Source organism: Fictibacillus sp. B-59209 (assembly GCF_036216745.1).
Taxonomy (GTDB): Bacteria; Bacillota; Bacilli; order Bacillales; family Fictibacillaceae; genus Fictibacillus_C; species Fictibacillus_C marinisediminis.
The window spans coordinates 74,167-98,195 of the sequence record NZ_JARMMC010000020.1 but is presented as its reverse complement, the minus strand read 5'-3'; the positions used below and the strand labels follow the sequence as shown (position 1 = coordinate 98,195).

Annotated in this window: 24 protein-coding genes and 2 tRNA genes; 15 read left to right on the top strand and 11 right to left on the bottom strand. The window is 41.8% G+C overall.

All coding sequences use genetic code 11. The annotated features are described in order from the left end of the window. Positions 1 to 33: 33 nt before the first annotated feature. Positions 34 to 1,302, top strand: coding sequence for a homoserine dehydrogenase (locus P4361_RS16915; RefSeq protein WP_328090181.1), 1,269 nt, complete (start codon positions 34 to 36; stop codon positions 1,300 to 1,302). A 502-nt stretch (positions 1,303 to 1,804) separates the two neighbouring features. Then, positions 1,805 to 3,763, top strand: a complete 1,959-nt coding sequence (locus tag P4361_RS16910) for an endonuclease MutS2 (protein WP_328090180.1) — start codon at positions 1,805 to 1,807, stop codon at positions 3,761 to 3,763. A gap of 138 nt (positions 3,764 to 3,901) precedes the next feature. Here P4361_RS16910 and yjcZ read toward each other — a convergent pair whose 3' ends face one another. From yjcZ to P4361_RS16880, 6 genes are all read right to left on the bottom strand, one after another. Continuing rightward, complete coding sequence (gene yjcZ, locus P4361_RS16905) at positions 3,902 to 4,120, bottom strand: sporulation protein YjcZ (RefSeq protein WP_062237094.1); 219 nt, start codon at positions 4,118 to 4,120, stop codon at positions 3,902 to 3,904. Between the two features lie 196 nt (positions 4,121 to 4,316). After that, positions 4,317 to 4,802: a glutathione peroxidase gene (locus P4361_RS16900; protein ID WP_328090179.1), complete on the bottom strand. Its 486-nt coding sequence runs from the start codon at positions 4,800 to 4,802 to the stop codon at positions 4,317 to 4,319. 222 nt (positions 4,803 to 5,024) lie between these two features. After that, positions 5,025 to 6,194 (bottom strand): MFS transporter, encoded by a 1,170-nt coding sequence (locus tag P4361_RS16895; RefSeq protein ID WP_328090177.1) that lies wholly within the window; start codon positions 6,192 to 6,194, stop codon positions 5,025 to 5,027. 113 nt (positions 6,195 to 6,307) lie between these two features. Next, positions 6,308 to 7,222, bottom strand: coding sequence for a DMT family transporter (locus P4361_RS16890; RefSeq protein WP_328090176.1), 915 nt, complete (start codon positions 7,220 to 7,222; stop codon positions 6,308 to 6,310). A gap of 136 nt (positions 7,223 to 7,358) precedes the next feature. Then, complete coding sequence (locus P4361_RS16885) at positions 7,359 to 7,535, bottom strand: hypothetical protein (protein ID WP_328090175.1); 177 nt, start codon at positions 7,533 to 7,535, stop codon at positions 7,359 to 7,361. Between the two features lie 453 nt (positions 7,536 to 7,988). Beyond that, positions 7,989 to 8,774 carry a hypothetical protein gene (locus P4361_RS16880; protein ID WP_328090173.1) on the bottom strand — a complete coding sequence of 262 codons (786 nt, stop codon included), beginning with the start codon at positions 8,772 to 8,774 and terminating at the stop codon, positions 7,989 to 7,991. Between the two features lie 160 nt (positions 8,775 to 8,934). Between P4361_RS16880 and P4361_RS16875 the strand changes: the two genes are divergently transcribed. Both P4361_RS16875 and P4361_RS16870 read left to right on the top strand, forming a co-directional pair. Continuing rightward, positions 8,935 to 9,207, top strand: a complete 273-nt coding sequence (locus P4361_RS16875; RefSeq protein WP_053355402.1) for a LapA family protein — start codon at positions 8,935 to 8,937, stop codon at positions 9,205 to 9,207. Between the two features lie 94 nt (positions 9,208 to 9,301). Continuing rightward, positions 9,302 to 9,682 (top strand): hypothetical protein, encoded by a 381-nt coding sequence (locus P4361_RS16870; protein ID WP_328090170.1) that lies wholly within the window; start codon positions 9,302 to 9,304, stop codon positions 9,680 to 9,682. A gap of 88 nt (positions 9,683 to 9,770) precedes the next feature. On the opposite strand, the gene P4361_RS16865 is transcribed toward P4361_RS16870, so the two are convergent. Continuing rightward, entirely contained in the window at positions 9,771 to 10,163 is a 393-nt protein-coding gene (locus P4361_RS16865) for a hypothetical protein (protein WP_256226537.1), read from the bottom strand. A gap of 189 nt (positions 10,164 to 10,352) precedes the next feature. Between P4361_RS16865 and P4361_RS16860 the strand changes: the two genes are divergently transcribed. Together P4361_RS16860 and P4361_RS16855 are read left to right on the top strand one after the other, a co-directional pair. Then, complete coding sequence (locus P4361_RS16860) at positions 10,353 to 10,910, top strand: NADPH-dependent FMN reductase (RefSeq protein WP_328090168.1); 558 nt, start codon at positions 10,353 to 10,355, stop codon at positions 10,908 to 10,910. A gap of 355 nt (positions 10,911 to 11,265) precedes the next feature. Then, a complete protein-coding gene (locus P4361_RS16855) occupies positions 11,266 to 11,433 on the top strand; it encodes an aspartyl-phosphate phosphatase Spo0E family protein (protein WP_248251768.1) in 168 nt (55 codons plus the stop codon). Here P4361_RS16855 and P4361_RS16850 read toward each other — a convergent pair. Next, positions 11,430 to 11,618 carry a hypothetical protein gene (locus P4361_RS16850; RefSeq protein WP_053355398.1) on the bottom strand — a complete coding sequence of 63 codons (189 nt, stop codon included), beginning with the start codon at positions 11,616 to 11,618 and terminating at the stop codon, positions 11,430 to 11,432. The two genes, P4361_RS16855 and P4361_RS16850, sit on opposite strands and share 4 nt — an antisense overlap. Before the next feature lie 271 nt (positions 11,619 to 11,889). Here P4361_RS16850 and P4361_RS16845 point away from each other — a divergent pair, with 271 nt between their 5' ends. Further along, positions 11,890 to 12,720, top strand: a complete 831-nt coding sequence (locus tag P4361_RS16845) for an aldo/keto reductase (RefSeq protein ID WP_091010745.1) — start codon at positions 11,890 to 11,892, stop codon at positions 12,718 to 12,720. Between the two features lie 101 nt (positions 12,721 to 12,821). Here the strand turns inward: P4361_RS16845 and P4361_RS16840 are convergent, their stop codons facing one another. After that, positions 12,822 to 14,294 carry an aminoacyl-histidine dipeptidase gene (locus tag P4361_RS16840; protein WP_328090166.1) on the bottom strand — a complete coding sequence of 491 codons (1,473 nt, stop codon included), beginning with the start codon at positions 14,292 to 14,294 and terminating at the stop codon, positions 12,822 to 12,824. 150 nt (positions 14,295 to 14,444) lie between these two features. Here P4361_RS16840 and P4361_RS16835 point away from each other — a divergent pair. Next, positions 14,445 to 14,520, top strand: a tRNA-Arg gene (locus tag P4361_RS16835). A gap of 346 nt (positions 14,521 to 14,866) precedes the next feature. On the opposite strand, the gene P4361_RS16830 is transcribed toward P4361_RS16835, so the two are convergent. Next, positions 14,867 to 16,201 carry a S8 family serine peptidase gene (locus P4361_RS16830; protein ID WP_328090164.1) on the bottom strand — a complete coding sequence of 445 codons (1,335 nt, stop codon included), beginning with the start codon at positions 16,199 to 16,201 and terminating at the stop codon, positions 14,867 to 14,869. A 286-nt stretch (positions 16,202 to 16,487) separates the two neighbouring features. Between P4361_RS16830 and P4361_RS16825 the strand changes: the two genes are divergently transcribed. The 6 genes from P4361_RS16825 (at position 16,488) to cyoE (ending at position 21,771) form a co-directional block, all read left to right on the top strand. Beyond that, entirely contained in the window at positions 16,488 to 17,114 is a 627-nt protein-coding gene (locus P4361_RS16825; RefSeq protein ID WP_328090163.1) for a MarC family protein, read from the top strand. Positions 17,115 to 18,801: 1,687 nt separating this feature from the next. Next, positions 18,802 to 19,107 carry a DUF3784 domain-containing protein gene (locus P4361_RS16820; RefSeq protein WP_328090162.1) on the top strand — a complete coding sequence of 102 codons (306 nt, stop codon included), beginning with the start codon at positions 18,802 to 18,804 and terminating at the stop codon, positions 19,105 to 19,107. A 204-nt stretch (positions 19,108 to 19,311) separates the two neighbouring features. Next, positions 19,312 to 19,764, top strand: coding sequence for a tyrosine-type recombinase/integrase (locus P4361_RS16815; RefSeq protein ID WP_375162207.1), 453 nt, complete (start codon positions 19,312 to 19,314; stop codon positions 19,762 to 19,764). 12 nt (positions 19,765 to 19,776) lie between these two features. Continuing rightward, complete coding sequence (locus P4361_RS16810; RefSeq protein WP_328090161.1) at positions 19,777 to 19,902, top strand: hypothetical protein; 126 nt, start codon at positions 19,777 to 19,779, stop codon at positions 19,900 to 19,902. Positions 19,903 to 20,627: 725 nt separating this feature from the next. After that, a tRNA-Arg gene (locus tag P4361_RS16805) sits at positions 20,628 to 20,703 on the top strand. 168 nt (positions 20,704 to 20,871) lie between these two features. Then, positions 20,872 to 21,771, top strand: coding sequence for a heme o synthase (gene cyoE / locus P4361_RS16800; RefSeq protein ID WP_328090160.1), 900 nt, complete (start codon positions 20,872 to 20,874; stop codon positions 21,769 to 21,771). A gap of 108 nt (positions 21,772 to 21,879) precedes the next feature. On the opposite strand, the gene P4361_RS16795 is transcribed toward cyoE, so the two are convergent. Next, complete coding sequence (locus P4361_RS16795) at positions 21,880 to 22,533, bottom strand: phosphatase PAP2 family protein (protein ID WP_328090159.1); 654 nt, start codon at positions 22,531 to 22,533, stop codon at positions 21,880 to 21,882. A gap of 171 nt (positions 22,534 to 22,704) precedes the next feature. Here P4361_RS16795 and P4361_RS16790 point away from each other — a divergent pair, with 171 nt between their 5' ends. Continuing rightward, a complete protein-coding gene (locus P4361_RS16790; RefSeq protein WP_328090158.1) occupies positions 22,705 to 23,904 on the top strand; it encodes a hypothetical protein in 1,200 nt (399 codons plus the stop codon). Positions 23,905 to 24,029: the final 125 nt, after the last annotated feature.

Sequence of the window (24,029 nt, the reverse complement as noted above, 5' to 3'; positions counted from 1 at the left end):
AATAAAAAATTTACTTTTGCAGAAGGAGTGATTATGTTGAAAGAATTAAAAATAGCACTGCTGGGGCTGGGGACTGTAGGATCCGGCGTATATACATCCATCATGGATAGAAAAGGTGCTTTAGAAGAATTGCTGGGTCATCGTCTGAAGCTGTCCAGTATTTTGATTAAGGATTCTTCCAAAGCAAGGCCTTTCGTAAAGGGGGTACCGTTGACGTCCGAATTCGAGAAGGCGATCGGGGAAGAAGTGCCTGATGTGGTCATTGAGGCGATTGGCGGAATCGAGCCTGCACGGTCTTACATCATACAATCACTTGAAGCGGGATGCCATGTGATTTCTGCGAATAAAGATTTGATTGCCCGGCATGGAGAAGAATTAACAGAGCGTGCTGCCGCAAAGGGTGTCCGTTTTGTCTATGAAGCGAGCGTAGGCGGAGGAATACCGATTTTGAGAACATTGAGGGAGCTTTTAAGAATCAATCGGATACAGCATGTAGAAGCCATTTTAAATGGAACGTCCAACTTCATTCTTTCGTACATGAGAACGACAGGTTCCTCGTTTGAAGAAGCGCTGGAACTGGCCCAGAAAAAAGGATATGCAGAGCCGGATCCAACAAATGACATCGAAGGCTTGGACGCATTTTACAAAGCGATGGTGTTGAGCAAATGGATTTATGGCGTGCAGCCATCCTGGGAAGAAGTGCAGGTGGAGGGGATTGGAAATGTGCTTCTTGAGGAGATTCAACTGGCTGAGCAGCTGGGGCTTCGGCTGAAGCATCTCGTTCTTTTAAACGATAGACTTGATCTCCAGGTACAGCCTGTATTTGTGGATAGCGATCATCCGCTGTATGGTGTGGAAGGCGTGGACAATGCCGTCCGTATTCAGACAGACCTTCTCGGCTGTTTGACCTTGCAAGGGCCGGGAGCTGGTGCAGAAGCAACAGCAAGTGCCATTGTGGAAGACTTATTATCGATCTATGAAACTAGGGAAGTATATAGAAACAAACCGGCTGTATCGGAACTCTGCCCTAAGAAACAAGAACAAGAGGTGAATACCTACCTTCTCGTCGGTGAAAAAATTGATTTTACAAAGGAAAGGGTTTCAGCAATTGAAAGGCATGGAATCATTTTAGACCGGACTTCTCTTCGTTTTCAGCATACTTCCCTTGCTGCCCTGCTTTATGAAGGACCGCTCCCTCTAGAAGAGGAGGATGAGTTTATTCCAGTGAACAGCATCTATCCGGTCCGTCTGTCAAAAAGCGGCAAGGGGGCAGAGAAAGAAAAGGTGCCGGTGGCAGAATAGAAGACAGGAATATCCGTGGAGAGTCGGCTCTCTGCGGATTTTTTTACCCATCATGTTGACAAAGGAAAGGGTTTTACATATGATGGAAGTAACAAAAGGAAGGGAGTTGTGTGGATGAGCGTTCACGTTCTTAACTAAGCGAATTGGATAGTTGGAGCAAAAAGGCCGTGCTTGAAGCGGTTGTATTCTAGATGTCTTTTTGCGGCCACCAATAGTTAAGAACAGCGGTCAGCATACAACATTATCATTTTCGTGTACGTATTTTGTGCAACGAACGATGCCGCGCTCTTTGGGCGTATTTTTTTATGCTTTTTACAGCTTCCATAAGTCAGGGGACAGCTGTATGGAGAGGCGTATCCTTCCACACGAAAATTGATAACAGGCAGAAATGGCGGCGGTCCATTTCTGCCTTTTTTTATTGCATGATCTGGCCCTGTTCCCGGGAAAGGGGGAACTGTTTTATAGATTAGTTATTCGAAAAAATATGAGGAGGCAACTACCTTTGAACACCCATACAATTAACATGCTCGAATTTAATAAAATTACAGAAACATTATCTGCGTATGGATTAAACGAGAGTACAAAAAGAAAAATTTTAGAGCTAATGCCCTCTGGACAGATCACAATCATTAAGAATTGGCTAAGAGAGACGACGGAAGCGGCAGCAATTCTTAGAAAGTCTTCAAGCGTTCCTATTGCGAACTTGAACGGGATCGACCATGTGATGACGATTCCAGATAAAGGCCTTCTCTTAAGCCCTGAACAGCTGCAGCTTATTTGCGGGCTTGCAGAAAACGTAGAGCGCTTGCAGCGGTATATGAAGGACAAAGAATTTCTTGCACCAACTGTGTCTGCTTATGCATACTCCCTGTTTGAACTGAAAGACCTCAAATCTGAAATTCAGCGCTGTATCCGTAACGGAAGAGTGGATGACGGAGCCAGCAAGCCGCTTGAAAAAGTAAGAAAGAGGATGCTGGCCTGTGAGGAAAAAATCAAAGCGAAGCTGGATCATATTCTAAAATCACCGGCCTATCGGGATATGCTTCAGGAACCAATGATTTCGGTGAGAGACGGAAGGTATGCCATCCCTGTAAAAAGTAAATTTAAACGGAGCATGGATGGGCAGATCATTGATTCCTCTTCCAGCGGATCCACCGTTTTTATAGAACCGAAAGATGTCCGCAAGCTGCAGGATGAGCTTCAGCTTCTGCAGGCAGAGGAAGATATCGAAACAGCAAGGGTGCTGGGCAGATTAACAGGTCTGGTTGCAGGCTGCAAACATGAGATCTCAGTTAATATTGAAGGGATGCTTCATTATGATTTTATTTTTGCCAAAGCCAAATACAGCATCGCCCTTGATGGCAGGGAGGTTTCACTTAATCGTGAAAAACGGACCATTATCCATGAAGGAAGGCATCCGCTGCTCGGAAGCCATGCTGTTCCTTTGAATTTCCGGCTCGGTGAAAACTATGGAGCACTCGTTATTACGGGTCCGAATACCGGCGGAAAGACGGTAGCCATAAAAACGGCAGGACTGCTGACGCTGATGGTTCAGTCGGGGCTTCATATTCCTGCTGGAGAGGGGAGCGAGTTTGGAATCTATTCAGAGGTGCTGACAGATATCGGTGACCATCAGAACATTGAACAGTCGCTGAGCACATTTTCGGCGCATATGACGAACATTATCTCCATCCTTCAGAAGGCCGGTCCTGATACGCTTGTAATCCTCGATGAACTTGGTGCAGGAACCGATCCTGCTGAGGGAATGGGGCTGGCTGTAGCCATTCTTGAAGAATTGTTTGAGAGAGGCGCTTCCATTCTAGCCACGACCCATTACAGTGAGATTAAAGATTTTGCTTATCTTACTCCAGGATTTGAGAACGCATCGATGGCTTTTGACCTCGAATCTCTAAAGCCGCTTTATGAGCTGAAGATTGGGGAAGCTGGTGAAAGCCAGGCCTTTTCCATCGCTTGGAAGCTGGGTCTCGAACAAAAGCTGATCACAAGGGCAAAACAAATAACGAGCAAAGAGGTTTCAGAAAAGAAAGAGAGCACTTTGTTCGATTTACTGCATGTAGAAGCACAAACGCAAATGTTAAGGAAAAGAAGAGAAGCAGAAGAAGGGAGAAACCGCAGGAAACGAGAAGCAGAAAAGAAAACGGAAGAAAAACCGGAAGCCCGGACATTCGAAGTGGGGGATCGGGTGTATGTATCCAGTTTAAAAACGGCGGGCATCATCTGTTCGGAAGAAGATAAAAGAGGAGAATACGAAGTGATTGTCCAAGGAGAAAAGGTGAAGATCCATAAGCTTCGCCTCACCCTCCATATTTCAAGAACCGAGCTGTATCCTGAGGGATATGATATGGATATTGTTTTTGAAACCAAGGAAAACCGAAAAAAAGACCGGCTCTTGAGCAAACGTCATGTTGATGGAATGGTGATCAACAGAGACGAAGAATGAAGAATAGAAGCTGCTAAAATGGTTGGTGCCAGGCACCACAATTACACAAGTGTGTAATTACGGTGCCAGGCACCAAAACCAAAACCCAACAAAAAGATCCAGGCGCCTCCGCCTGGATCTTTTTGTTCTGCAATAAAATTAGCAGCTGCTGCTGGATTCACATCCACCGAGATGGCCAATCCCGCACGAACAGCCGATGATGATCAAGAGGATAAACAATACGATAATAATCGCAAATCCTCTTCCGCCGCCGTAACCGTAGCCGCCGTAGCCGCCGTAACCGCCATATCCGTGACATCCGCCGCCATAACCGTACCCGTAAGAAGCTGCAACAGGAACGTTTAGCGGAGCATTCATCGGTACATTAATCGGTGCGTTTGCATACATATTAAATTCCTCCTTCAAAATACTATTCCAACATCCTCGATACAGTATATGAAGGATCAGCCACTCGGTCTGGACGAATGCCTTGATGGCAAGCCTAAATCCTGGAGCAAAGAAAAAAAGACGCTCTGGACCGTATTCCAGGGCGTGCGTTTTATGGAAAATCTGTTTATTGCTGTGCAAGCTGCGATTCAATTTCTTTTTTCATATCTTTGGGTGATGTCTGAGGAGAATGGCGGGATACAACGTTTCCATTTCGATCAACAAGAAACTTTGTGAAATTCCATTTGACCACCTTTGAGCCTAAAATGCCGGGCGCTTCTTTTGTCAGGAAAGCAAAGAGAGGATGAATGTTGTCTCCTTTTACATCAACCTTTGCGAACATGGGGAATTTCACTCCATAATTCAATTCGCAAAACTCCTGAATTTCTTCTTCACTCCCAGGTTCCTGGCCTGCAAACTGGTTACAAGGGAAACCAAGGATCTCAAGACCTTGTTCCTTGTACTGGTCGTAAAGTGCCTGAAGTTCCTTAAATTGAGGAGTGAAACCGCATTTACTCGCTGTGTTGGCAATGATTAACACCTTGCCCTCGTAGTCCCTGAGAGATTTTTCTTCCCCCGTGATCGTCTTTGCTCGATACTCATAAACAGACATTGTGACCCTCCTATTATATAAACGAAAGTATATAGCTTCAGTGTAGTAGGTTTTATTCAGAAAGGAAAATAAAACGCTTACCATTACATGTACGGTGCCAGGCACCGCCTTTTGACACTTGTGTAATTGCTGTGCCTGGCACGCCAAAATGGCACGCCAAAAAATCAAAAAAAAGCGACAGGGAGAATTCTCCTTGTCGCTTTTTCTATTCTTTTATGCTTCTTATGCCGCGGATATTGAGGCTTTTGCCCGCACACTATAAAGCTGATAAAGGACGAGGGCGATGACGGACAATATGATTCCTGAGATATACGGAAGTCCCGCTGCAACAGAAAACAGCCAGCCGCCAAGCGGAGGCCCGATGATCCGTCCAAGCGAATCAAAGGAAGAGAGCAGTCCGGTTACACTGCCATGCCCTGATGTTGAGGTTTTTGTTAAAAGTGCAGAGACACTAGGGCGGATTACACCATTGCCAATCCCGAAAATAGAAAGATAGATGGCCGCCGTCGTAAAGTTATGAACTAGAAGGATCAAACCAAACCCGACAGCAGAAATAACAATGCCTGCCTGGATGACTTTTCCTTCGCCGAATTTTTTGGTCAGTCTGCCGACAAGTCCTCCTTGAACAAGAGCACCTGCAAACCCCATGATCATAAATATGTAGCCAAGGTGATTGGTATCAAGTCCAGCTTTTTTTGCAGCAAAATAAGCGAAAGTCGCTTCAAGTCCTGATAACGAAAGGGAAATGAACAGTTGAAGCACGAACAGAATGGATACGGCTCCCGTAAAAGCTTTCCATCTCGATCCAGGTTCAGACGGTCCATTCGTCCGCAGCTCTTTAGGCAGTGATTCCTTCAATACGAAAAGAACGAGAAAAAACGTGATAATTGATGAAATTCCAGCAAGATAAAACGGCGTGTTCAAGCTCGTCTTGGAAAAAACACCGCCGATAGCCGGGCCGAAAATAAATCCAAGACCGACAGCTGCACTGATGATACCCATACCTTTACCCCGGTTTTCCGGGGTCGTAATATCGGCTACATAAGCCATCGTTGTTGGCATGTTGGCGGATGAAAGCAGGCCGCCGATAATCCGTGCCGCAAAAAGCATCCAGAGCTGGCTGGAGACAGCCATCAAAAAGAAGGAAATAGAAAGTCCGGCGATTCCGATCAGCATGACCGGTTTCCGGCCGATCCTGTCAGAAACTCTTCCCCAGATAGGGGCGAAAAGAAGCTGCATCAATGAATAAACAGCCATCAGCAAACCGAGCTGTGCCGGATTTGCTCCGACCTTTTCCGCAAAAAAAGGAAGGACAGGAATAATGATTCCGAATCCAACCATCACTAAAAACATGACTAAGAATAAGATTGGCAACGCTTTTTTATTTTCCAATCTTGAGTCCCCTCCTGATTAAATCATATATCTATGTATTTTTATTTTGAAACGATAACCTGCATTAACTCTATAAACGTACCTCTTTTAACGGTTTTTATCAACTTCTGCATCTATACACCATGAGAAACAGCAGGATCATTTACAGGATGTGAGGGCCTGTTTGTTCTCAAAAATAGATACAGCCCTGTGCAGACAAGAAAACCTCCAGCTGCCTGGAATGCAGATATATGCTCATTCAGCATGAAATAGGCCAGTATGCTCGCGCCAACAGGCTCACCAAGGATATTGACAGAGATGGTTGTTGCACTTACGTATTTCATCAGCCAGTTAAAGAGGACATGGCCGAAGACGGTGGGAACAATGGCAAGTAAAAAGAAAACGGTCCAATCATGTTTGGAATAACCGGCCATAGCGATGCCAGCCCCCAAATTATAAAGAGCAAAAACAGCAATAGCGGATACAAAAACAGAAAGACTATAAAAATAAGAAGGAATACGCCGTAAAAGATGCTGTCCGATCAGCATATGAACCGCCACTGCAAGCGTCCCAAGAAGGGAAAGTACGTCTCCAAGCAAATTTTCGGGCGATATGCCAACGTCACCCCAGCCAATCAGCACAGCGCCGCAGATGGCGACCCCCATCCCAGCAAGCGAAGCGGCGGTTGTTCTTTCTTTAAATAGAAAGAAGGCCCCAATCAGAACAAAGACAGGCTGCAAAGCGAGTATGATCGTAGAGCTTGCGACAGTCGTCAGCTTCAGGGAACCCATCCAGAGCAAAAAATGAAGAGCAAGAAACATTCCCGACAAAAAAAGTAGCAGCCACTGACGGGGAGTAACTTGTTTCGAATGCTTGAACTGCTTACCTGCAAAAGGAAGCATGAACAGAACAGTAAAAAGCAGCCTATACATCCCTTGAACGGAAACGGGAGCATCAGAAAACTTAACAAAAATAGAAGAAAAAGAAACTGCGACAATACCGACGATTAACGGAATAAATACCGGAAAAGGGCACTTTTGTTTATCCATAGAGGCCTCCTGTATTCTCATTATGCCTATATGAAGTATACAGGATTTTTTATAAAAATCAGCCATTTTCTTACGGAGATTCCCAATAGAAATTCAAAAAAAACGGCTGGCTGCTTATTCAGACCAACCTATTTTTTTATCTGTTTATTGAAGGCGCAAGAACGCCAGCCACTAATAGTGCGGCTAGTTTAATGTCTTGTAAATCTGTCTGTTTGACAGCAATGCCGATAAACGTCCAGACGAATTCGAGGAAAAAAAATGTCTCTGTTTCGCGCTTAAAATAAAAGGCGAAAGCGGCACCGACAATCAGCATTATGATTGTCCAGGTGATATGACTTAATCCCCATGATAGAAGAATAATTTCAAAAGGAGAAGATGAACAATGGATAAGAAAACGGGAAACCATTAAAATAAGCGGAAACACAATGAAAAGAAGAAAACTGAGTACATAAAAAACTTGAAGCAAGAACACCAAAACCAGGATAAAAACTAATGAAGCGGCGGCTCCTTGAGCGTAATGAGACTCGCTCTTTTTTAATTTGCCAACTTAATATACGGTAATATTATGGACTCGGACGCTGCAGATCAGCTTCTCAGGTGATTTTAAGCATCAGCAACAAAACAAGCGGCACGAAAACGGAAAGGGGCTGTCCAGAAAGTCGGAAATTGACCTTCAGGCAGCCCNNCGCACGCCCCGCGGAAAGCGAGCAGCCTGGAACGGAAATCAACAGCTTACAGACTTCTTGGACAGCCCCTTTTGTTAAGTTCAGTTTGCTTTATGTACGCTGCTGCTCACAAGCTCCCAGCGTGTGTACTGAAATTTCCAGACAGAGTCTGCGAAGGCAACTGAGTCTGCGTTGGCGATCCCGGATATCCTCTGAACACCCCGCAATTCGAATATGCCATCACCATTTATGTCTACAGGTGTGAGCATGCTGAATTTATTAGCGGATATCTTGATCGGTTTTACAAGGGTACCATTTTTATAGACCTCAGAAGTATCATATTTTTGTTTTCGTTCTTTTAAATTAATAGAAGTGATTTTTCCAGTGTTTTTAACTAAAATCGTAGCGTTGTAGCCATCTGTAAATCTTCCGCTGATTCCTAAAGAAGAAGGAACCGGAATTTCGAACACATGGTTATTTTTTGCAGATACTAGATGAAAGACAGAAGTTCCTCCGCGCCCGCCTGTTTCAGCCGAAATGTATGTCTCAGGAATATGGTCACCATTGAAATCAAAGAACTGAATGTGAGGATGATATCCCCCATCATTTAAATTTAAGGTTGTGAACCGATGGGTTGCTGAGTCTTGAAGAATCAAAAATAGATTTTCAGAGTAAATATTCTCCTGTTTTTCCTTTTGGCCCATTAACGTTACTACGTCAGGGCGCCGGTCACCTGTTACATCCATTTTTCGCTGTGACAGCACATAGATGGATGAACCGCTTTTATTTTCATTATTTTCTTGGCTGAGCGGGTTGGCAAGTGTCGGCGTTCCGGCGGTAATCAGTAAAATGAGGAAAAGAAGCATGTTGAAAAATATGGTTTTCACGAATTCTGCCTCCTTAATATCCTAATTATGGTTAATATGCCGATATTTCCATCGGTTCATACACATGGCTAACGAATTATTTTTTTGTAAATAAAATGAAATGTTTTTACAGGTTATCACTTCTTCAAACAGGGTATAAACCACTAAGGAGGGTTCGAATATGAAACAAACAATGAGTATGAAACCATGGATATTAGTGGGTATAGGTACTTCGGCTGCAGCCGTATGGTTATCATCAAAGCCTAACAGAATTCGAACAAAACTTGCATTGAAAAACATTAAGAGGAAAATTAAGCCTGACTATTCAGATAGAACGAAGGTTCTCCCTGTGGAAAAAGGCGGCCATCCTGATCCGAGCGATTATGAAGATTCAAAAATGGTTTCAGAAGGTTCAGCCTATGGGGTCCATTATTTCAATGAAAAAAAGCAGTAAATAGGATAAACCTACTGTTTTATGAATATCAGTTAAGTTAGCCTCGCGCGTATGTTATTATGTTGAAATAACATATACGCGAGGTGATTTCGTTTTGAAGGCAAAAACTATCCTTTTAACAGCATTCCTTTTATTGGTAACAGGCACTGTTTATGCAGCCAGCTCAGTCCAAGTAAGGTCAAATGGAGGAGATAAGTCCTCGTCTGCTGTTTCGTTTGACGACACCTTTGCGACCATTTCGATAAAGAAGACGACAGGAAGCGGAAAGCTGAAACTTGAGCTTTGGCAAAAGCATTTATTTTTCCCGGATGAAAAAGTAGGCCAGACACCTTGGATAACAGAAAAGGGAGTAGGCTATCAAAAAGTGATCAATCTCGCTGGATCAGGGGATTATTATCTTAAAGTGGTAGACTCAGGCAAAGCTGGAGGAAATGGAATTGGCGTAAATTATAAGGCAACATCGTTTCTGCAATGATTGATAGCTAAAAAGGCAGGGAGTTCTTCCTTGTCTTTTTATCATTTTCGCAAAAAAAAGAGAATACATTACTGTATCCTCTAGCATTTCAATAATTTTCATGTCTCTCGCCTGGATAAAACTTTTCATCCAATTCCCATGATTCTACCATTTGGTAAGCGGCTTGCTGAGGGTAGCCTTTTCCGTACAGATAAGCCATGGCAACAGCCTCCCGCAAAGCATGTTCATAGGAGGTTTTCGGCGCTTCAGTCAATCCCCGTTTAACAAACCACTCGACGGCTGTCAAGGTCGATAACTTCAGGGGATTATTGTATGGAGTGTAGTAACCTCCGGCACCTGGAGCTGGACCTGGATAGCCCGGGTCTGGATAGCCTGGGTCTGGATAACCCGGGCCTGGACCGGCCCATCCTTGAGGCCCAGGAGGTCCTGAAAAGGGTGCTGGCCCCGGATAGGGTAAAGGAGGACCTGGATAAGGTAGCACGTTCGTTTCACCTCTCGTTTTAAGTAGCCTTTATGACAATCTAGTGTATGCAGGCGCCTAACACTCTGTGCAGAAGACATTGTTCCCTGCCTTTAAAGCTCAGAAACAGAATACTTAACCTATTTCAAAATTTAAGTATAATATATACAGGTAAGATCATTTTGGAAATTTAAAAGGCAGGTAATGAACATGAAAATTTTAGTTATGAACGGCAGTCCAACTGCGGAATCAAGAACCAGAGGCATTGCCGAATATGCAGCAAACGTTCTGAAAGAAAAAGGTATAGATGTTTCCTTTTTCGACGCGGGAAAAGACCGTCTTCCATTATTCACGGGAGATACGGCGGAGCGGGAGGATGAAGCTGTTCGCGGTTTGAGTAAAGCGGCTGATGAAGCGGATGGATTTTTTATTTGCACGCCGGAATATCACAATGGAATGAGTGGGGCTTTAAAAAATGCACTTGATTTTTTAAGCGGCGGCCATTTTAAGAACAAGCCAGTTGCCATATCAGCGGCTGCTGGCGGCGGAAAAGGCGGAATTAACGCATTAAACAACCTGCGTACGGTGATGAGAGGTTTATACAGCCTTGTACTGCCGGATCAATTTGTCGCTGATCCCCTTCATTTCAATGAAGAACGGGAGCTGTCAGAAGAACTGGCTACGTTAAGAGTGTCTGCACTGACCGATCAGCTTATTGACTTAACAAAGGTCGTATCTGCCAACAAACAAAACCTGACTGAAGAATAATAAAGGAAAACATTCTGCCCAAGGGCAGAATGTTTTTTTTTCGAGGAAGTGAAGTCTAGCTTCAGCTTTTCATTTGAACCAGCTTATGATTTCGAAATACCACATGCCGGCAAGGAAAATAAACCCCAGTGACAAGACGATAAATTTAACGTATTTCAAAAGGATTCTCCTGTCTTTTTTCAATAGTATGACCAAAAGCCCATATGATAACGCGGCTTTTCAAAGGGAAGTTTGTATTGTTTTGTAACTTTATCACTTCTTTTGTTGAATCCCTTCTCAAACGTCAAATTTTTATAGATAATATCACTTGTGTATCTGATTATGTTGGAATTGATAGAAAAGGAGAGCATTGTGTGTGAGTAATGTAGAGTATCGCCAAAAATGGCTTTTAGAATCGATTGGAGCAAAAAAAGAAGAGCTGATCAGGCTGGCATTTCTCAGAGGGTTTACTAGTCATGAAACGGTCCAGTGCAGCCAGGAGCTTGACGGGCTGCTGAACGAGTACCAAAGAAACGTTTGTTAATTCATCGTTACGAGTTGCTTCGTTAACAGATCGACCCGTGTCAGGATCGCACGTTTAATCAGCAGCGGATAATCATTTTGAAACTCACTGAGAAGTGCCCGAATCTCGGTGATCAAGTCCAGTTCGTTTTCAAGAATAACATCTCTGCTCACTTGCTTAGGGAAGTCAATGACATTATTTTTCATCAAAACACCTCCGCGTAACTTACTTCTACATGAATGTAGTATTCCATAAAAAAGGAAACACTCCTGCACATAATTGTAAATGTTTTGAAAAGACAGCCTCAATTTTACAACGAAAAGCATCAGAATCTAAAAGAAGAAACGTTTTTTCTTTCCTTGATTATGGGTATATTCGTAAAGGCAAACGTCTGCACACTTGTCAGGCATATCTTTTCTTGTTTTTGAAGATTTATGCGAAAATGTCGATATATTCATAATCTAAGGAGGGAATAAGATGGCCAAACATCTTCAAGACACAACAACATTGCACAATGGCGTTAAAATGCCTTGGTTCGGCCTTGGGGTTTATAAAGTGGAAGAAGGGGACGAAGTCTACCAATCCGTTAAATCGGCTTTGAGCAAAGGATATAAAAGCATTGATACAGCAGCAGTATACGGAAATGAAGAAGGCGTAGGCCGTGCGATCAAAGATTCCGGCATCCCGCGTGAAGAATTATTCATCACGACGAAAGTATGGAATGCAGATCAAGGTTATGAAACAACATTAGCAGCATATGAGGAATCTCTCAAAAAGCTTCAGCTTGATTATGTGGATCTTTATCTCATTCACTGGCCAGTGGAAGGGAAATATAAAGAAACATGGCGTGCTTTGGAGAAATTATACATAGACGGCCGTGTCCGGGCGATCGGTGTGAGTAACTTCCACGTCCACCATTTAAAAGACGTAATGGCAGACAGTGAGATTGTACCGATGGTTAACCAGGTAGAGTATCATCCGCGGTTAGCTCAAAAAGAATTGCTTGCTTTCTGTAAAGAAAACAAAATTCAGATGGAAGCGTGGAGCCCTCTGATGCAGGGTGAGCTCCTAAACAATCCAGTACTTTCTGAGATTGCGGAAAAACACAACAAATCCGTGGCACAGGTCATCCTGCGCTGGGATCTTCAAAATGGTGTTGTGACCATTCCGAAATCCGTAAAAGACCATAGAATTCAAGAAAACTCCGAAGTCTTTGACTTTGAACTAAGCGCGGAAGACATGGAGAAAATCAATACGCTAAACGAAGATCAAAGAGTCGGGCCCGATCCGGATAACTTTGACTTCTAAGACTAAAATGATTAAAAGAGGACGACTCAATTGGATGAGCCGTCCTCTTTTTTGTTTGCGCATAGAATGGTAAATAGTTCCCTTCAGCCCGGGGTGCGTTATCATGATTTATAAAAGTTGTTCATTTCCTGTAAAACAGCCTTCAAATAATCCCATGTCCGAATGGTGGAAGGTACACTGAGGTGTTCTTCAGGAGTATGCACATCAAACATATCAGGACCAAGGGAAATCGCATCGATATGTGGAAGTTTTTCTGTGAAAACCCCACATTCCAGACCGGCATGAATGGCTACGATCTCTGGAGGGTTGCCGTATAAATCTTTGTACACCGTTTCGAACAAGCGGCGGACTTTTGAATCTGGGAGGTAAGGCCATTCCGGATAATCAGCTTCTGTGGAGAACCGAGATTCTGTAAGCTGTGCAATCAGGTTATTCTGCTCAACAGTCTGCTGCTTCAGACTTTTCACAGAGCTTCGTATCTCACTGACAAAACGAACTTCCTGGCTGTTGCTCGTTACCACTCCAAGGTTGGTTGAACTCTCTGTTAAACCTTCAATCTCCTGGCTCATGGACAGCACACCACTTGGGATCAGCATGAGTGAGGTGATCACGTTTTGTGTGGTTTTGACGGAATATAGTTTGTCCGGGCTTTCCGCGGTTTCTTCGACTGTAACTGAGATTTCCGGATCAGCTGTCCGCAGTTCATTTTTAAGAACATGTTCCCAGTTGGACACCAGCTTTGGGAGATCGATTGAAGCATCTGCAGGTAAATAGATTACAGCTTCGGCTTCCCGAGGGATCGCATTTGATTTCATCCCTCCATTGATTGAATGAAGGCTGAAAGGGAACAGGATGGAAAGATCATGCAGAATTCTTCCAAGGAGCTTGTTGGCATTGCCTCTTCCTTTTTGGATAGACATGCCGGAGTGGCCGCCAAAAAGCCCGCTCAACTGGATCTTGTAGCCTTTAAGCTCTTTTGGAGCAGTTTCCCATTGAATGGGGAGAGCTTGAGTGGCCGTTATGCCGCCTGCACTGCTGACCAATAATTTGCCTTCTTCTTCTGAATCAAGATTAATAAAAATTTCTCCGGAAAAAATTTCAGGACTGGCTTCTAGCGCGCCTTTCATGGTTGTTTCTTCTTCTGTAGTGATGATGATTTCAAGGGCAGGATGAGGAATACCACTCGAATCAAGGAGGGCGAGGGCGTAAGCAACGGCTATCCCGTTATCCGCTCCGAGTGTCGTATTGGACGCATAGAGCATATCTTCTTTTAGCTGCAGAGAGATGGGGTCGTGTTCAAAATCATGGGCCGTTCCTTTGTTCTTTTCACATACCATATCCATATGGCCTTGCAGAATGACGGCAGGGACATGCCCATAGCCTTCTGAAGCGGTTTTTTTTATGAAAATGTTAAGCGCTTCGTCCTGTACCGCTTCAAGATTCCTTTCTTTTGCAAAACGCAATAGGTAATTACTGATTTCTTTTTCGTTGCCGGATCCGCGGGGAATGGCGGAAATTTCGGCAAAATAATGAAACACCGGGTGCTTTTTTACATCTTCAAGTGTTGTGTGCATATAATTTATCCTTTGCATGAATTTTTGGACATGAACTTTATGTATAATTATAGAGTAGAGAAAGAGGGCGAAATAATCAACCTGCCCAAACAAAAGGCTTTTCAAAAGGCTTGCAGTTTTGTATAATACACTTTGTTGACCATAAATATTGGCTCCGTAGCTCAGTGGATAGAGCGTCGGTTTCCTAAACCGTGCGTCGCAGGTTCAATTCCTGCCGGGGCCGCCACTTTAATGATATCAACTGTTTCAAGGCTTTTTGTCAAACAGATGCTTTACTGAAGGTACACGGTCTAATACCCGAATAATTACATAACCGAAGAATGTCTTCTTACGTTTTCTTGTCTGTTGGCAAGCATATGTAAGGAGGCGTTTTTTTATTTTGTCTAGGTCAACCGTTAGAATAAAGATTGAAACTTCTCCAAAGCGTACCATCCCTGTATTGTAGTCGCTTTACAATAATTACACTCCTTATTCTAGAAGATTGTATTAATGTCGTGTTATAAAAAAACAGCCCAATATTTAAAAAGGGCTGTTTATCTCAAAGCTATTTTCATGACTTTTCCACGAACTGCCTATTGTTTGGCTGCCTTCACTGCTTCATACGCGTTGACGTACCCCGCGCCTGCCTCATGTTCTTCATATCCGGACATTGGATCTGCAGTAGACTGCATCAGCTGCAGAACACGGTCTGGCTGAAGGGATGGATTGGCTTCCAGCATAAGTGCCGCTACTCCGGATATATGAGGTGTTGCCATGCTCGTTCCGCTTGCTGTTGTGTAATATGGTAAATGCTCAGGTGCAATGTAGGTGGCGTCTTTTTTGGTGCCGAGCAAGTTCATAACCATGCCTGTACTGGATTTTGTAGATACAATGTCTACACCCGGAGCGGTAATGTCAGGATGCAATAATGGATCCCCCTTTACGCCTCTTGAGGAAAAGTCAGCAAGTTGTTTGTCTTTTGTTCCAGCTGCTACGGAAATAACCCATGGGGCGACAGAATAAGGATTGATCGTATTTTCATCTGGACCTTCATTTCCTGCTGCAAAAGATACGACCATTCCTGCATCATGTGCCTTTTTGCTCGCAACGTTGATCGGGTCTTTTGCTGAATACGTTCCAGTGGTTCCCCAACTGTTGCTGATTACATCAATTCCGTATTTCTGCTGGTTTTCAAGCGTATAATCAAACGCTTCAAGTGCCCAGAGGACAGAAATAGCTTCTCCTGTACCTAAACCTACGAGCTTGGCATCAGGAGCAATTCCTTTATACAAGCCATCGCTTTGAGTACCGTTGCCGGCAATGGTTCCTGCTACATGTGTACCGTGTCCTGAGGTGGTATCGGTATTTGGTATATTTTCTGCATACAGCGTTTTTGAAGATTCAAACAGGCTGTTCCCTGTCAAAAACTTCACATTTTGCACTACTTTATCACCAATTGGAAGATCCTTATGGGTAGCATCAATTCCTGAATCAATAACGGCAACGGTTGTCCCTTTGCCCGTATATCCTAATTCATTCCAAACCTTTTCAGCTCCGATTAATCCTCGGCTGTCTTTTAATTTGTATTCCAATTTTTTGTTATAGTATATGGATTCTGCACCCAGGTTTGCGTTCAATAACGAGTTGATGTCAGCTTTCGTGCCCTTTACTGCCACCATCGGAAGTTTATGGAAGGTCCTCGTCTGCATACCTAAATCCTTCAATTGGTTAAGTTGAGACACACCAGGCATTTCACTGTAAGTGATGACACCTTCTACTTGAACTGAGTCTGAAACCTTATTTAGCATTTGTGTTAATGCTGGATCCACCTCTAAAGTGGCCGCGCTAGCTTTCTCTGGAGTTTTAAAGTTGCCTGCTATTGTACTGATGAGCATCAACACCGCAAATATGGATAAAATCCGCTTCATTTTAATCCTCCTCTGAATTTTCTGACTATTTAACAATATAAAGTATAAGGTACATGCGTGGTCGTGCCTATGAACCATAAGAACGATTTGACACAGTACGACTTTATACGACTTTTATCTTAATAAAGACTTATAATGCTAGTACTAAGGCAGTGTGAAGTTAGGTAAATGATTGTTAGGAATCTCAAATAGTGGCCTATCCCAATGTTTTTCGATTGCAGTGGCTTATGAACTAAAGCTTATTGGGAAATAAATAGTTAAAGTGGTAACGAAAGGAGTATATACTTTGCTGACTTTAATCCTTAAGCTCACTGTTTCATTTTTTGCCGTTATGAATCCGCTTGGGAATATTCCCATTTTCTTGTCTCTTACTAGCGGTTATTCTCTTAAAGAAAAACACCGAACCGCAAGAAAAGCAGCTATTATTTCGTTTATCATTCTTACTGTTTTTCTACTTTTAGGAAATTTAATTTTTTCGTTCTTTGGGATTACGATCCATGCATTTCGAGTAGCTGGGGGAATATTAATCTTTGGAATCGCATATAACCTGCTCCATGCTAAAACATCAAAAGCGCAAAGCCTTCATCACCAAGAACAAAAGGAAGCAGAGTTAAAGGACGATATTTCCATAACGCCTCTTGCGCTCCCCATCATAGCAGGCCCTGGAACCATAGCTAGTGTTATGGCACATACTTCCTCCCATTCTCTTGAAAATCTAGGGAGCGTATTTATTAGCTATATCCTTGTATTAGCAGCTACCTTTATCCTTTTTTTTTACTCAACCTCTATTATTACAAAGCTTGGAGAAAATGGTTTAAATGTTATTTCTCGACTAATGGGACTTATACTTGCCGTGATGGCGATACAAATGATCGCAGAAGGTGCCTATGGATTATTTCTACACTTGAAATAAATAAGGGAGCATAGGTTGATGAAGATAAAAAATATATAACTATTGAGAGGGTATGTCGACGGTATGAAGCGCTATTTATAGCGCTTTTTTAAATGCTGAAAAATTAGCCTAAAGCCGGCGTATAATCCTTCGAATCGTACGGTATATCATGCTGAGAGGTCTGACACTTTGCTTTTTGGTCCTTTTAAGATCGATACTCCTCTTACCTTAATGCTTGACAGTGATAACTGGCTTTTCCCAAATTCTTTGGAAATCATGATGGAGGAGGCGGAGAGAGTTTCTAAAGATGTTGCATTAATATGTGGGAATCACACACTTATTTATGAAAATGAGCAGGGCCAAGTCTTGTGAAATGTTGAGGTCGAGGGAGGAAAATCATTTAATGACCCGTATGAATTCCTGCTCGCAAACTATGTACCTTATCCTCGACTATACAGAACATCTGCACTTAAAGAGGTGGGAGGCTGGCCTACAGATGATCTCTATGAAGGCAGATATCTTGAGGACCGCCGAATGGATGTTTTATTGATTGAAAAATATAAGATTCATTGGATTAATTACATGCTCTATAATTACCGCAAACATATAACTTAACCGTACAGCGAAAAGATATTTTAAATGATATGATTCGATGGAACATTGAGTATGCTCTAAAAAGATGGGGGGATCACTTTACACCTGTGTATGAAGAATCATCCGATTGGGTGGAGTTGAGGAAACTGGAGCCCAAACTGTAATATGAAATGTTATGTTAATTCTTTTGTCAACCTGCATTTTATTTAATAGATTTTTCCAGCTCGTCCAAACGCTTTACTAGATTTCTGCATAAGATAAAGTGAGAGACAAGGTTAAACCTTTTTTCTCAATTTATAACGGTTTGGAGGGATTTTTTTGTCGTCCAAAAAGAAAAAACACTGTGGTTGTAAGCGTTCCTCTAAAACAGTCAAATTAAAATGTAAAAAAGTGAAAAAGCGCCGGTCCAGTTCAAGCTCAAGTTCAAGTTCAAGTTCAAGTTCAAGCTCAAGCTCAAGCTCAAGCTCAAGCTCAAGCTCAAGCCCACGTACACTATTCAATAAAGGATGCTGACAGGCCCTATAGTGGTGATCCCTGCAACTAAAGTACAATAATTCTCACAAAATAAACGCGAAGCAATTAGCTTTGCGTTTATTTTATTAATTGGTTGTTTCCCTTCTGTTTAATAGTATCGTCAACATTGAGATAACCGTTGTTAGTTGAACAACATGATAAAACCAACAATGTATACGAATACAGCCTTTTTAAAACAACCTAGACATTTCCATTTTTGGCGAAATTAAAATGGAACATATGAAGAGGAGAGGAATAAATGAAGAAATTATTCAAGATGCTAATTATGATTGGTATAATCGCAGTGTCATGTTTATTTCCGCTTGTCAAAAAATCTTCTTCAAACTACTGTTTGGATGTTAAAATTAATCTGCTAGATATTTATGTAACCAATCCTTCGATTATATTTCTCTTTTTTATTTCCTCATTGAATTACATATACAATGCCTTCTTTAGCAACAAACTTTGCGCCATTTTCTATTTACTCTGGACATTGTGACTAATGCAGCAGTCTTTTAATAAACAATTAAAAACATATATGTTAAAAAATAGTAATAGATGATATTTTTTAATAAAAGGGATATTCAGGGGGAGGAGTAACATGGTTATAATTAGATTAATCTTTATTATTTTGAGTTTACTCTTTTTTTTAGTTGCATATTTAATCTGGAAAAAACAAAATTTTTCTTTACTAGCCGGATACACTAAGGATTCCGTAATAGATGATGACAAACAAAGATTTGCAAAAGTTAATGGAGTGATGTTTGTAATTTACGGAATTCTGTTGTTTTTATATGCTTTCATTTATACAAAAGTTAACTTTTATGTAGCATTTGTTGGGTTCATCATTCTTTACTTTATACATATTGCTGTTGTAAATATAAAATTTAAAAATAAGAATTTTTAAGTTGAAAACACCCTGGTATCATAGATGATACCAGGGTGTTTTATTTTATCCTACAAGCGTTATCCTCGCAATTGCCTACTGGTACAATATTTCTTTTAGTCGCAAAATAGTCATATGCTTTATCTCCAACTTTTATTATTTGAGAGTAAACGGAAAGTGGCGCTTCTACAAGAACATACTAGATCAAGTCTAAGGGATAGAGCGATGGTAGAGACATTATATTCCACAGGTGTACGGGTAAGTGAATTAATAAATATCACCTTAGAAGAAATAAAATGGGAAACGAGACAGATTTGGATAAGGAAAGGGAAGGGCAACAAAGAGCGCTTTGTCCTTTTTACACATGAATGTTATGAACGTATAAAAGCATATCTGAGCGACCGGGAAACGGATAGCAAGTACCTTTTTACGAATCGACAAGGAGGAAGGTTAAGCCGAGTTTTTATAGAGTATCAGTTTCGGCAATTTTCTGATGCTTTAGGATTTAGAATAACACCTCATACCATGCGGCATACGTTTGCTGCTCATTTGGCAGAGAAGAATATGCCACAGAGTTATATCCAGGAATTGCTCGGCCACGCCAATATCAATAGTACTCGTATCTATACACGCCTTATGGAATCCGCCCGAAAAAAACAATATGACAAATATCAATAGGAGGAAAAGAAATTGGACAAGTATTGGGAGATTACGACTTCTTTACCCAACTCTTCTAACACAGAAGTCGTCAACATCAAACGCATTTGTATGCACGTTTATTTGATGATGCTCGAAAACATATATATGATGAATTAATGTAAAATATTAATCTGTATAATTCATTTGGACAGGAAACCTTTGAAACACCATTAATGTGACATATAAAAACCGAAACAGCATAGCCTTTTCCGGTTTTTCTATTTTTTAGCTTTTTACTCTTGGTTTCCTTAATGCATAACAGAACATAAAGGGCCTTAATGTCTGAAACATACTCAAGCTTAAGTGTTTAATTGATTACCGTACCTCTTTGGGTTTTATTATCGAGCATACTAAAAATAAACAACTGGGCAAAAGGAGAATAGGTATGCAAAATAATAAAGATAATAAAGGTAGTAAATCTTTTTCCAAACCTTAGATTAAAAATATCTATAATAAGGAATTGATTGAACTAAAAAAAACCATCAATTTATATTTAAAAGAAAAAAAAAAGGAAACGCCCTAATTTTTGAATATATGAAAGGTAAATTAGAATAATCATCGTTGCAGGTTCATTCCATTAATGGATATTTTTGTATGAAACCACTAAGTTATAATCAAATTTAACTAGAGGGAACGGTGAACAAGAAGTGAGTATGTGATGTAGCCGGAATAAACCGAACAAGCTACTCATCTTGCTTCAGATTTCATTTTAATCTGCCATTCTTCTCATTATTTTTGCGAAAGGAACAAACAAGACACTTTTAATATAGACCGTTATCCTGTATAATACAAAAGCGAACCAAAGAAAGTTAGATAATGCTGATATGGCAGTGCTTTCGGCTGGCTCCGTAGCTCAGTGGATAGAGCGTCGGTTTCCTAAACCGTGCGTCGCAGGTTCGATTCCTGCCGGGGCCGCCACTTATAAACAATACGATGGCTGCACGCGGCTGTCTTTTTTTATGTCTGACGAGATTTGAACGATTATTGAACAGTATAAGAACATAATGTGACATTTATCACAAACTAGTGTTAGGTCTGTTAAAATAGAGACATACTATATGATAGATATGAAAAGATGGTGATTTTATGGGTGAAAATGCTGCTCAAAGCATTTTAAAAGACTATATACAAATAACAAAGCCGGGTATTATCTTTTCTAACCTGTTAGGAACAATTGCTGGCTTTTGCATCGGTGCGAGAAATCTCTCTTCAAGCCTTAGTTTATGGGAGCTTTTCTTCTGGACAGTTCTAGGAACCATTTTTGTGATCGGTTCATCTGCGATCGTGAATAATGTTTACGATGCGGATATCGATAAGTACATGGAACGGACAAAGAACCGGCCGATTACCAATGGGAGAATACCGAAACGAAATGCGATCTTAATGTCGCTCATTTTTATTATCATAGGTGAGGCCATTTTAGGCTTGATGGTAAATCCGGTTGCTGCGCTTGTAGGTTTTATTGGATTTATTTTCTATGGATTTGTTTATACAATTTCTAAAAGGGTGACTGTGATCAATACGGAAATCGGATGTATTTCAGGCGCTACACCTCCGATTATTGGCTATACGGCAGTTACCGGACACTTTGATTTGATCGCATTGCTCTTATTTGTATTCATGTTCGCATGGCAGCCTCCGCACTTCTTTGCACTGGCAATGAAACGGGCAGAAGAATACAAGAGTGTAAATGTACCGATGCTGCCGAACAAAGTGGGTTTTAAGCAAACGAAGGTTCATATTTTAATTTATACCGTATTTGCGGTAGCAGCTTCTCTTCTCTTGTACTTTTTTAACGTACTGGGAATCTGGTACTTAATCGTTGCGGGAATTTTAGGAGCAGTCTTCCTTTACCGTGCGATGCAGTCCTTTAAGTACAAAGAAAAAGAAACGGAAATTGCGTGGTCAGGAAGAATGTTTAAATTCTCCATTATGTATTTAACGCTCATGTTCGTGACCATGATGTTTGCTCCGATTTTCAGCTAATAGCTTAACAATAAAAACCCCTATTGAAATGGTGCCTGGCACCGCCTCAATGGGGATTTTTTAATCCAGCTCCAACGCCAAGGGCTGATCGTGGCGCTGGAGCTTTTTTTAATGGCTGATTTCTTTCGTTGATGAGGGAATTGGTTTGGATTTTACGGAAGGTGACCAATTTCTCTCGGAGACAAAACATAGTGTCTCTGCCAACAAGAAGGCAGCGAACACATCCAGGATGACATGCTGTTTAACCATCAGAGTTGAAACGATAATAATCACGGAAAAGTACGTAATCATACTTCTGTTCCAGGTTGTTGAGAACGGTGCCTTGCGCATTACCCGGACCAGCAGGTAGCTGGAAAAGCAATGGATGCTTGGAAAACAATTATAAGGGGCATCCATCTCGTAGACCCGGTTTACAAGAGATTCCAAGAATGAAGAGCCAGCAACGAGCGGCCTAGGAACGGTGGTCTGAAAAAGGCTGTATACCGTATAGCAGACCAGCAGGCCTGCAATGTAAACAAACAGTGTCTTGAAGTACGTCTTCTTATCTTTGAAATAGAAATAAATCAAGATTCCGTAAATATATAAGGTCCACAATAGGTAAGGGATAATAAAAACAGCAGAGAATGGTATGTTCCTGTCAACGGTTGTAGCTAGGTTATGCACTTCGCTCCCGGGGTGATTGACCCAATCATAGATCAAGGAGCAAATCGGCAATAATCCTAAAGAAAGCAGCGGGAACAGGTTTTGCAGCGATTTCTTCATAATTTCCTCCATGGCAGCTAACTTCTTTTGCCATTTCCCTAGTATACATCAGCTCAAACAGAATAGGGCAAATGGAAAACATTGCTTGCTAAATGATAAGGCTGCTGGTTTAAGGGTAAGCTAAAAAAGGTATTTATCCTGTAATCCAAGCATGTTCAGGAGGTACAATCCATGCAGATAAGTAAACCAGCAATTGTTCCGCGTTATACATTTTCTGAAATTTACGGTCCGGATCTCATTTTTAATCCGAGGCCTTCATTCGCTCATAATAAGTGGATTCCCGATTGTCCAGTAAAGCTTGATCTTCTGACGGGAAGCCAGTTTGCGGTATTGGGAAGCATGCCGGTCATCTGCAACCGGTCGGTAACTACCAAAAAAGCAACGGAGCTGTATGAACGGGCGGGTCTCCTGCTTCGTTTTCCTGTTCACGAATATTCGACAGAGGCGGATTATCGAAACATTTTCGGCCGCTTAGAAAAAGAGCAGAAGAAGATGGTAGTTCAGCATATTCACCCAGAAGAAGAAATGTCATCAGAAAATTATTGGATCGATCCGCGCCTTGTTCAGTATTTAAACAATAAAGCGAATTTAGAAGAGCTGGTTCCTTCTGGACATGCTCCGAAACGAAAATCAACAACAGCTGCGGAACTTCATGATCAATTAGTAACCTTCCCATTTCCATGTGTGGTTAAGGCAGCGACAAATGAGGCAAATGCGGCAGGTTTTGATGTATTTATCTGCAAAAATCAGGAGGACATTGACAGGGCAGCAAACTTTTTCGCCTCCTGTGAAGGAATTGTCATAGAAGAGTACTTGGAGATCGAGCACAATTATTGCGTTCAGTTTGCCTGTACAGCAGATGACCGTCTGATTTATCTGGGCAGTACGGTCCAAAATATTACGGAAGACGGAAAATATAAAGGAAACTGGGTCGATAAAGAGTCAGAACCCGATGATGAGGTCATCAAGGTCGGGAGAAGAATTATGGAAGAAGGCTGTAAAAGAGGCTATAAAGGGATTGCAGGATTTGACATTGCGGTAACGGCTGATGGAAGGAAAATAGCCTTTGATTTAAATTATAGAGTCAACGGTTCTACCGCCGCACTTCTTATGAGAGACAGTGTTGAAGAACAGCTCGGTAAAAAGGTAATCAAATTCGTTTCCTGGGAATCCAAGGGCGGTATAGAACCCCTGTATGATGAAGTGAAACGGGGGATTGAAGATAGATATTTCATTCCGCTGTCGATCTATAATGGCAGTGAAAGCCCTTATGAAGATGCCGCCACGCTTATACAGGGCCTTGTACTGGGAGACACAAGGGAAGAGGCGGATCAAAAGGAATATATTTTTCAAAGAGCCGGTCTATCCTAAAAGAGGAAACCATCTAAAACTCCCCGGCATTTGGAGGGGAGTTTTCTTATGCTTATTATGACACCTGTTTACAGATATAGGGTTGGGGTAAATACTAGTAAATAAAATCAGACATTGATTAGGAG

Coding starts and splice junctions, on each gene's coding strand:
- P4361_RS16915 (WP_328090181.1), top strand. CDS start 34: ATGTTGAAAGAATTAAAAATAGCACTGCTGGGGCTGGGGACTGTAGGA.
- yjcZ (WP_062237094.1), bottom strand. CDS start 4,120: ATGAATGCTCCGCTAAACGTTCCTGTTGCAGCTTCTTACGGGTACGGT.
- P4361_RS16900 (WP_328090179.1), bottom strand. CDS start 4,802: ATGTCTGTTTATGAGTATCGAGCAAAGACGATCACGGGGGAAGAAAAA.
- P4361_RS16890 (WP_328090176.1), bottom strand. CDS start 7,222: ATGGATAAACAAAAGTGCCCTTTTCCGGTATTTATTCCGTTAATCGTC.
- P4361_RS16885 (WP_328090175.1), bottom strand. CDS start 7,535: ATGCTGATTGTCGGTGCCGCTTTCGCCTTTTATTTTAAGCGCGAAACA.
- P4361_RS16875 (WP_053355402.1), top strand. CDS start 8,935: ATGAAACAAACAATGAGTATGAAACCATGGATATTAGTGGGTATAGGT.
- P4361_RS16860 (WP_328090168.1), top strand. CDS start 10,353: ATGAAAATTTTAGTTATGAACGGCAGTCCAACTGCGGAATCAAGAACC.
- P4361_RS16850 (WP_053355398.1), bottom strand. CDS start 11,618: ATGAAAAATAATGTCATTGACTTCCCTAAGCAAGTGAGCAGAGATGTT.
- P4361_RS16845 (WP_091010745.1), top strand. CDS start 11,890: ATGGCCAAACATCTTCAAGACACAACAACATTGCACAATGGCGTTAAA.
- P4361_RS16840 (WP_328090166.1), bottom strand. CDS start 14,294: ATGCACACAACACTTGAAGATGTAAAAAAGCACCCGGTGTTTCATTAT.
- P4361_RS16830 (WP_328090164.1), bottom strand. CDS start 16,201: ATGAAGCGGATTTTATCCATATTTGCGGTGTTGATGCTCATCAGTACA.
- P4361_RS16820 (WP_328090162.1), top strand. CDS start 18,802: ATGGTTATAATTAGATTAATCTTTATTATTTTGAGTTTACTCTTTTTT.
- P4361_RS16815 (WP_375162207.1), top strand. CDS start 19,312: ATGGTAGAGACATTATATTCCACAGGTGTACGGGTAAGTGAATTAATA.
- cyoE (WP_328090160.1), top strand. CDS start 20,872: ATGGGTGAAAATGCTGCTCAAAGCATTTTAAAAGACTATATACAAATA.
- P4361_RS16795 (WP_328090159.1), bottom strand. CDS start 22,533: ATGAAGAAATCGCTGCAAAACCTGTTCCCGCTGCTTTCTTTAGGATTA.
- P4361_RS16790 (WP_328090158.1), top strand. CDS start 22,705: ATGCAGATAAGTAAACCAGCAATTGTTCCGCGTTATACATTTTCTGAA.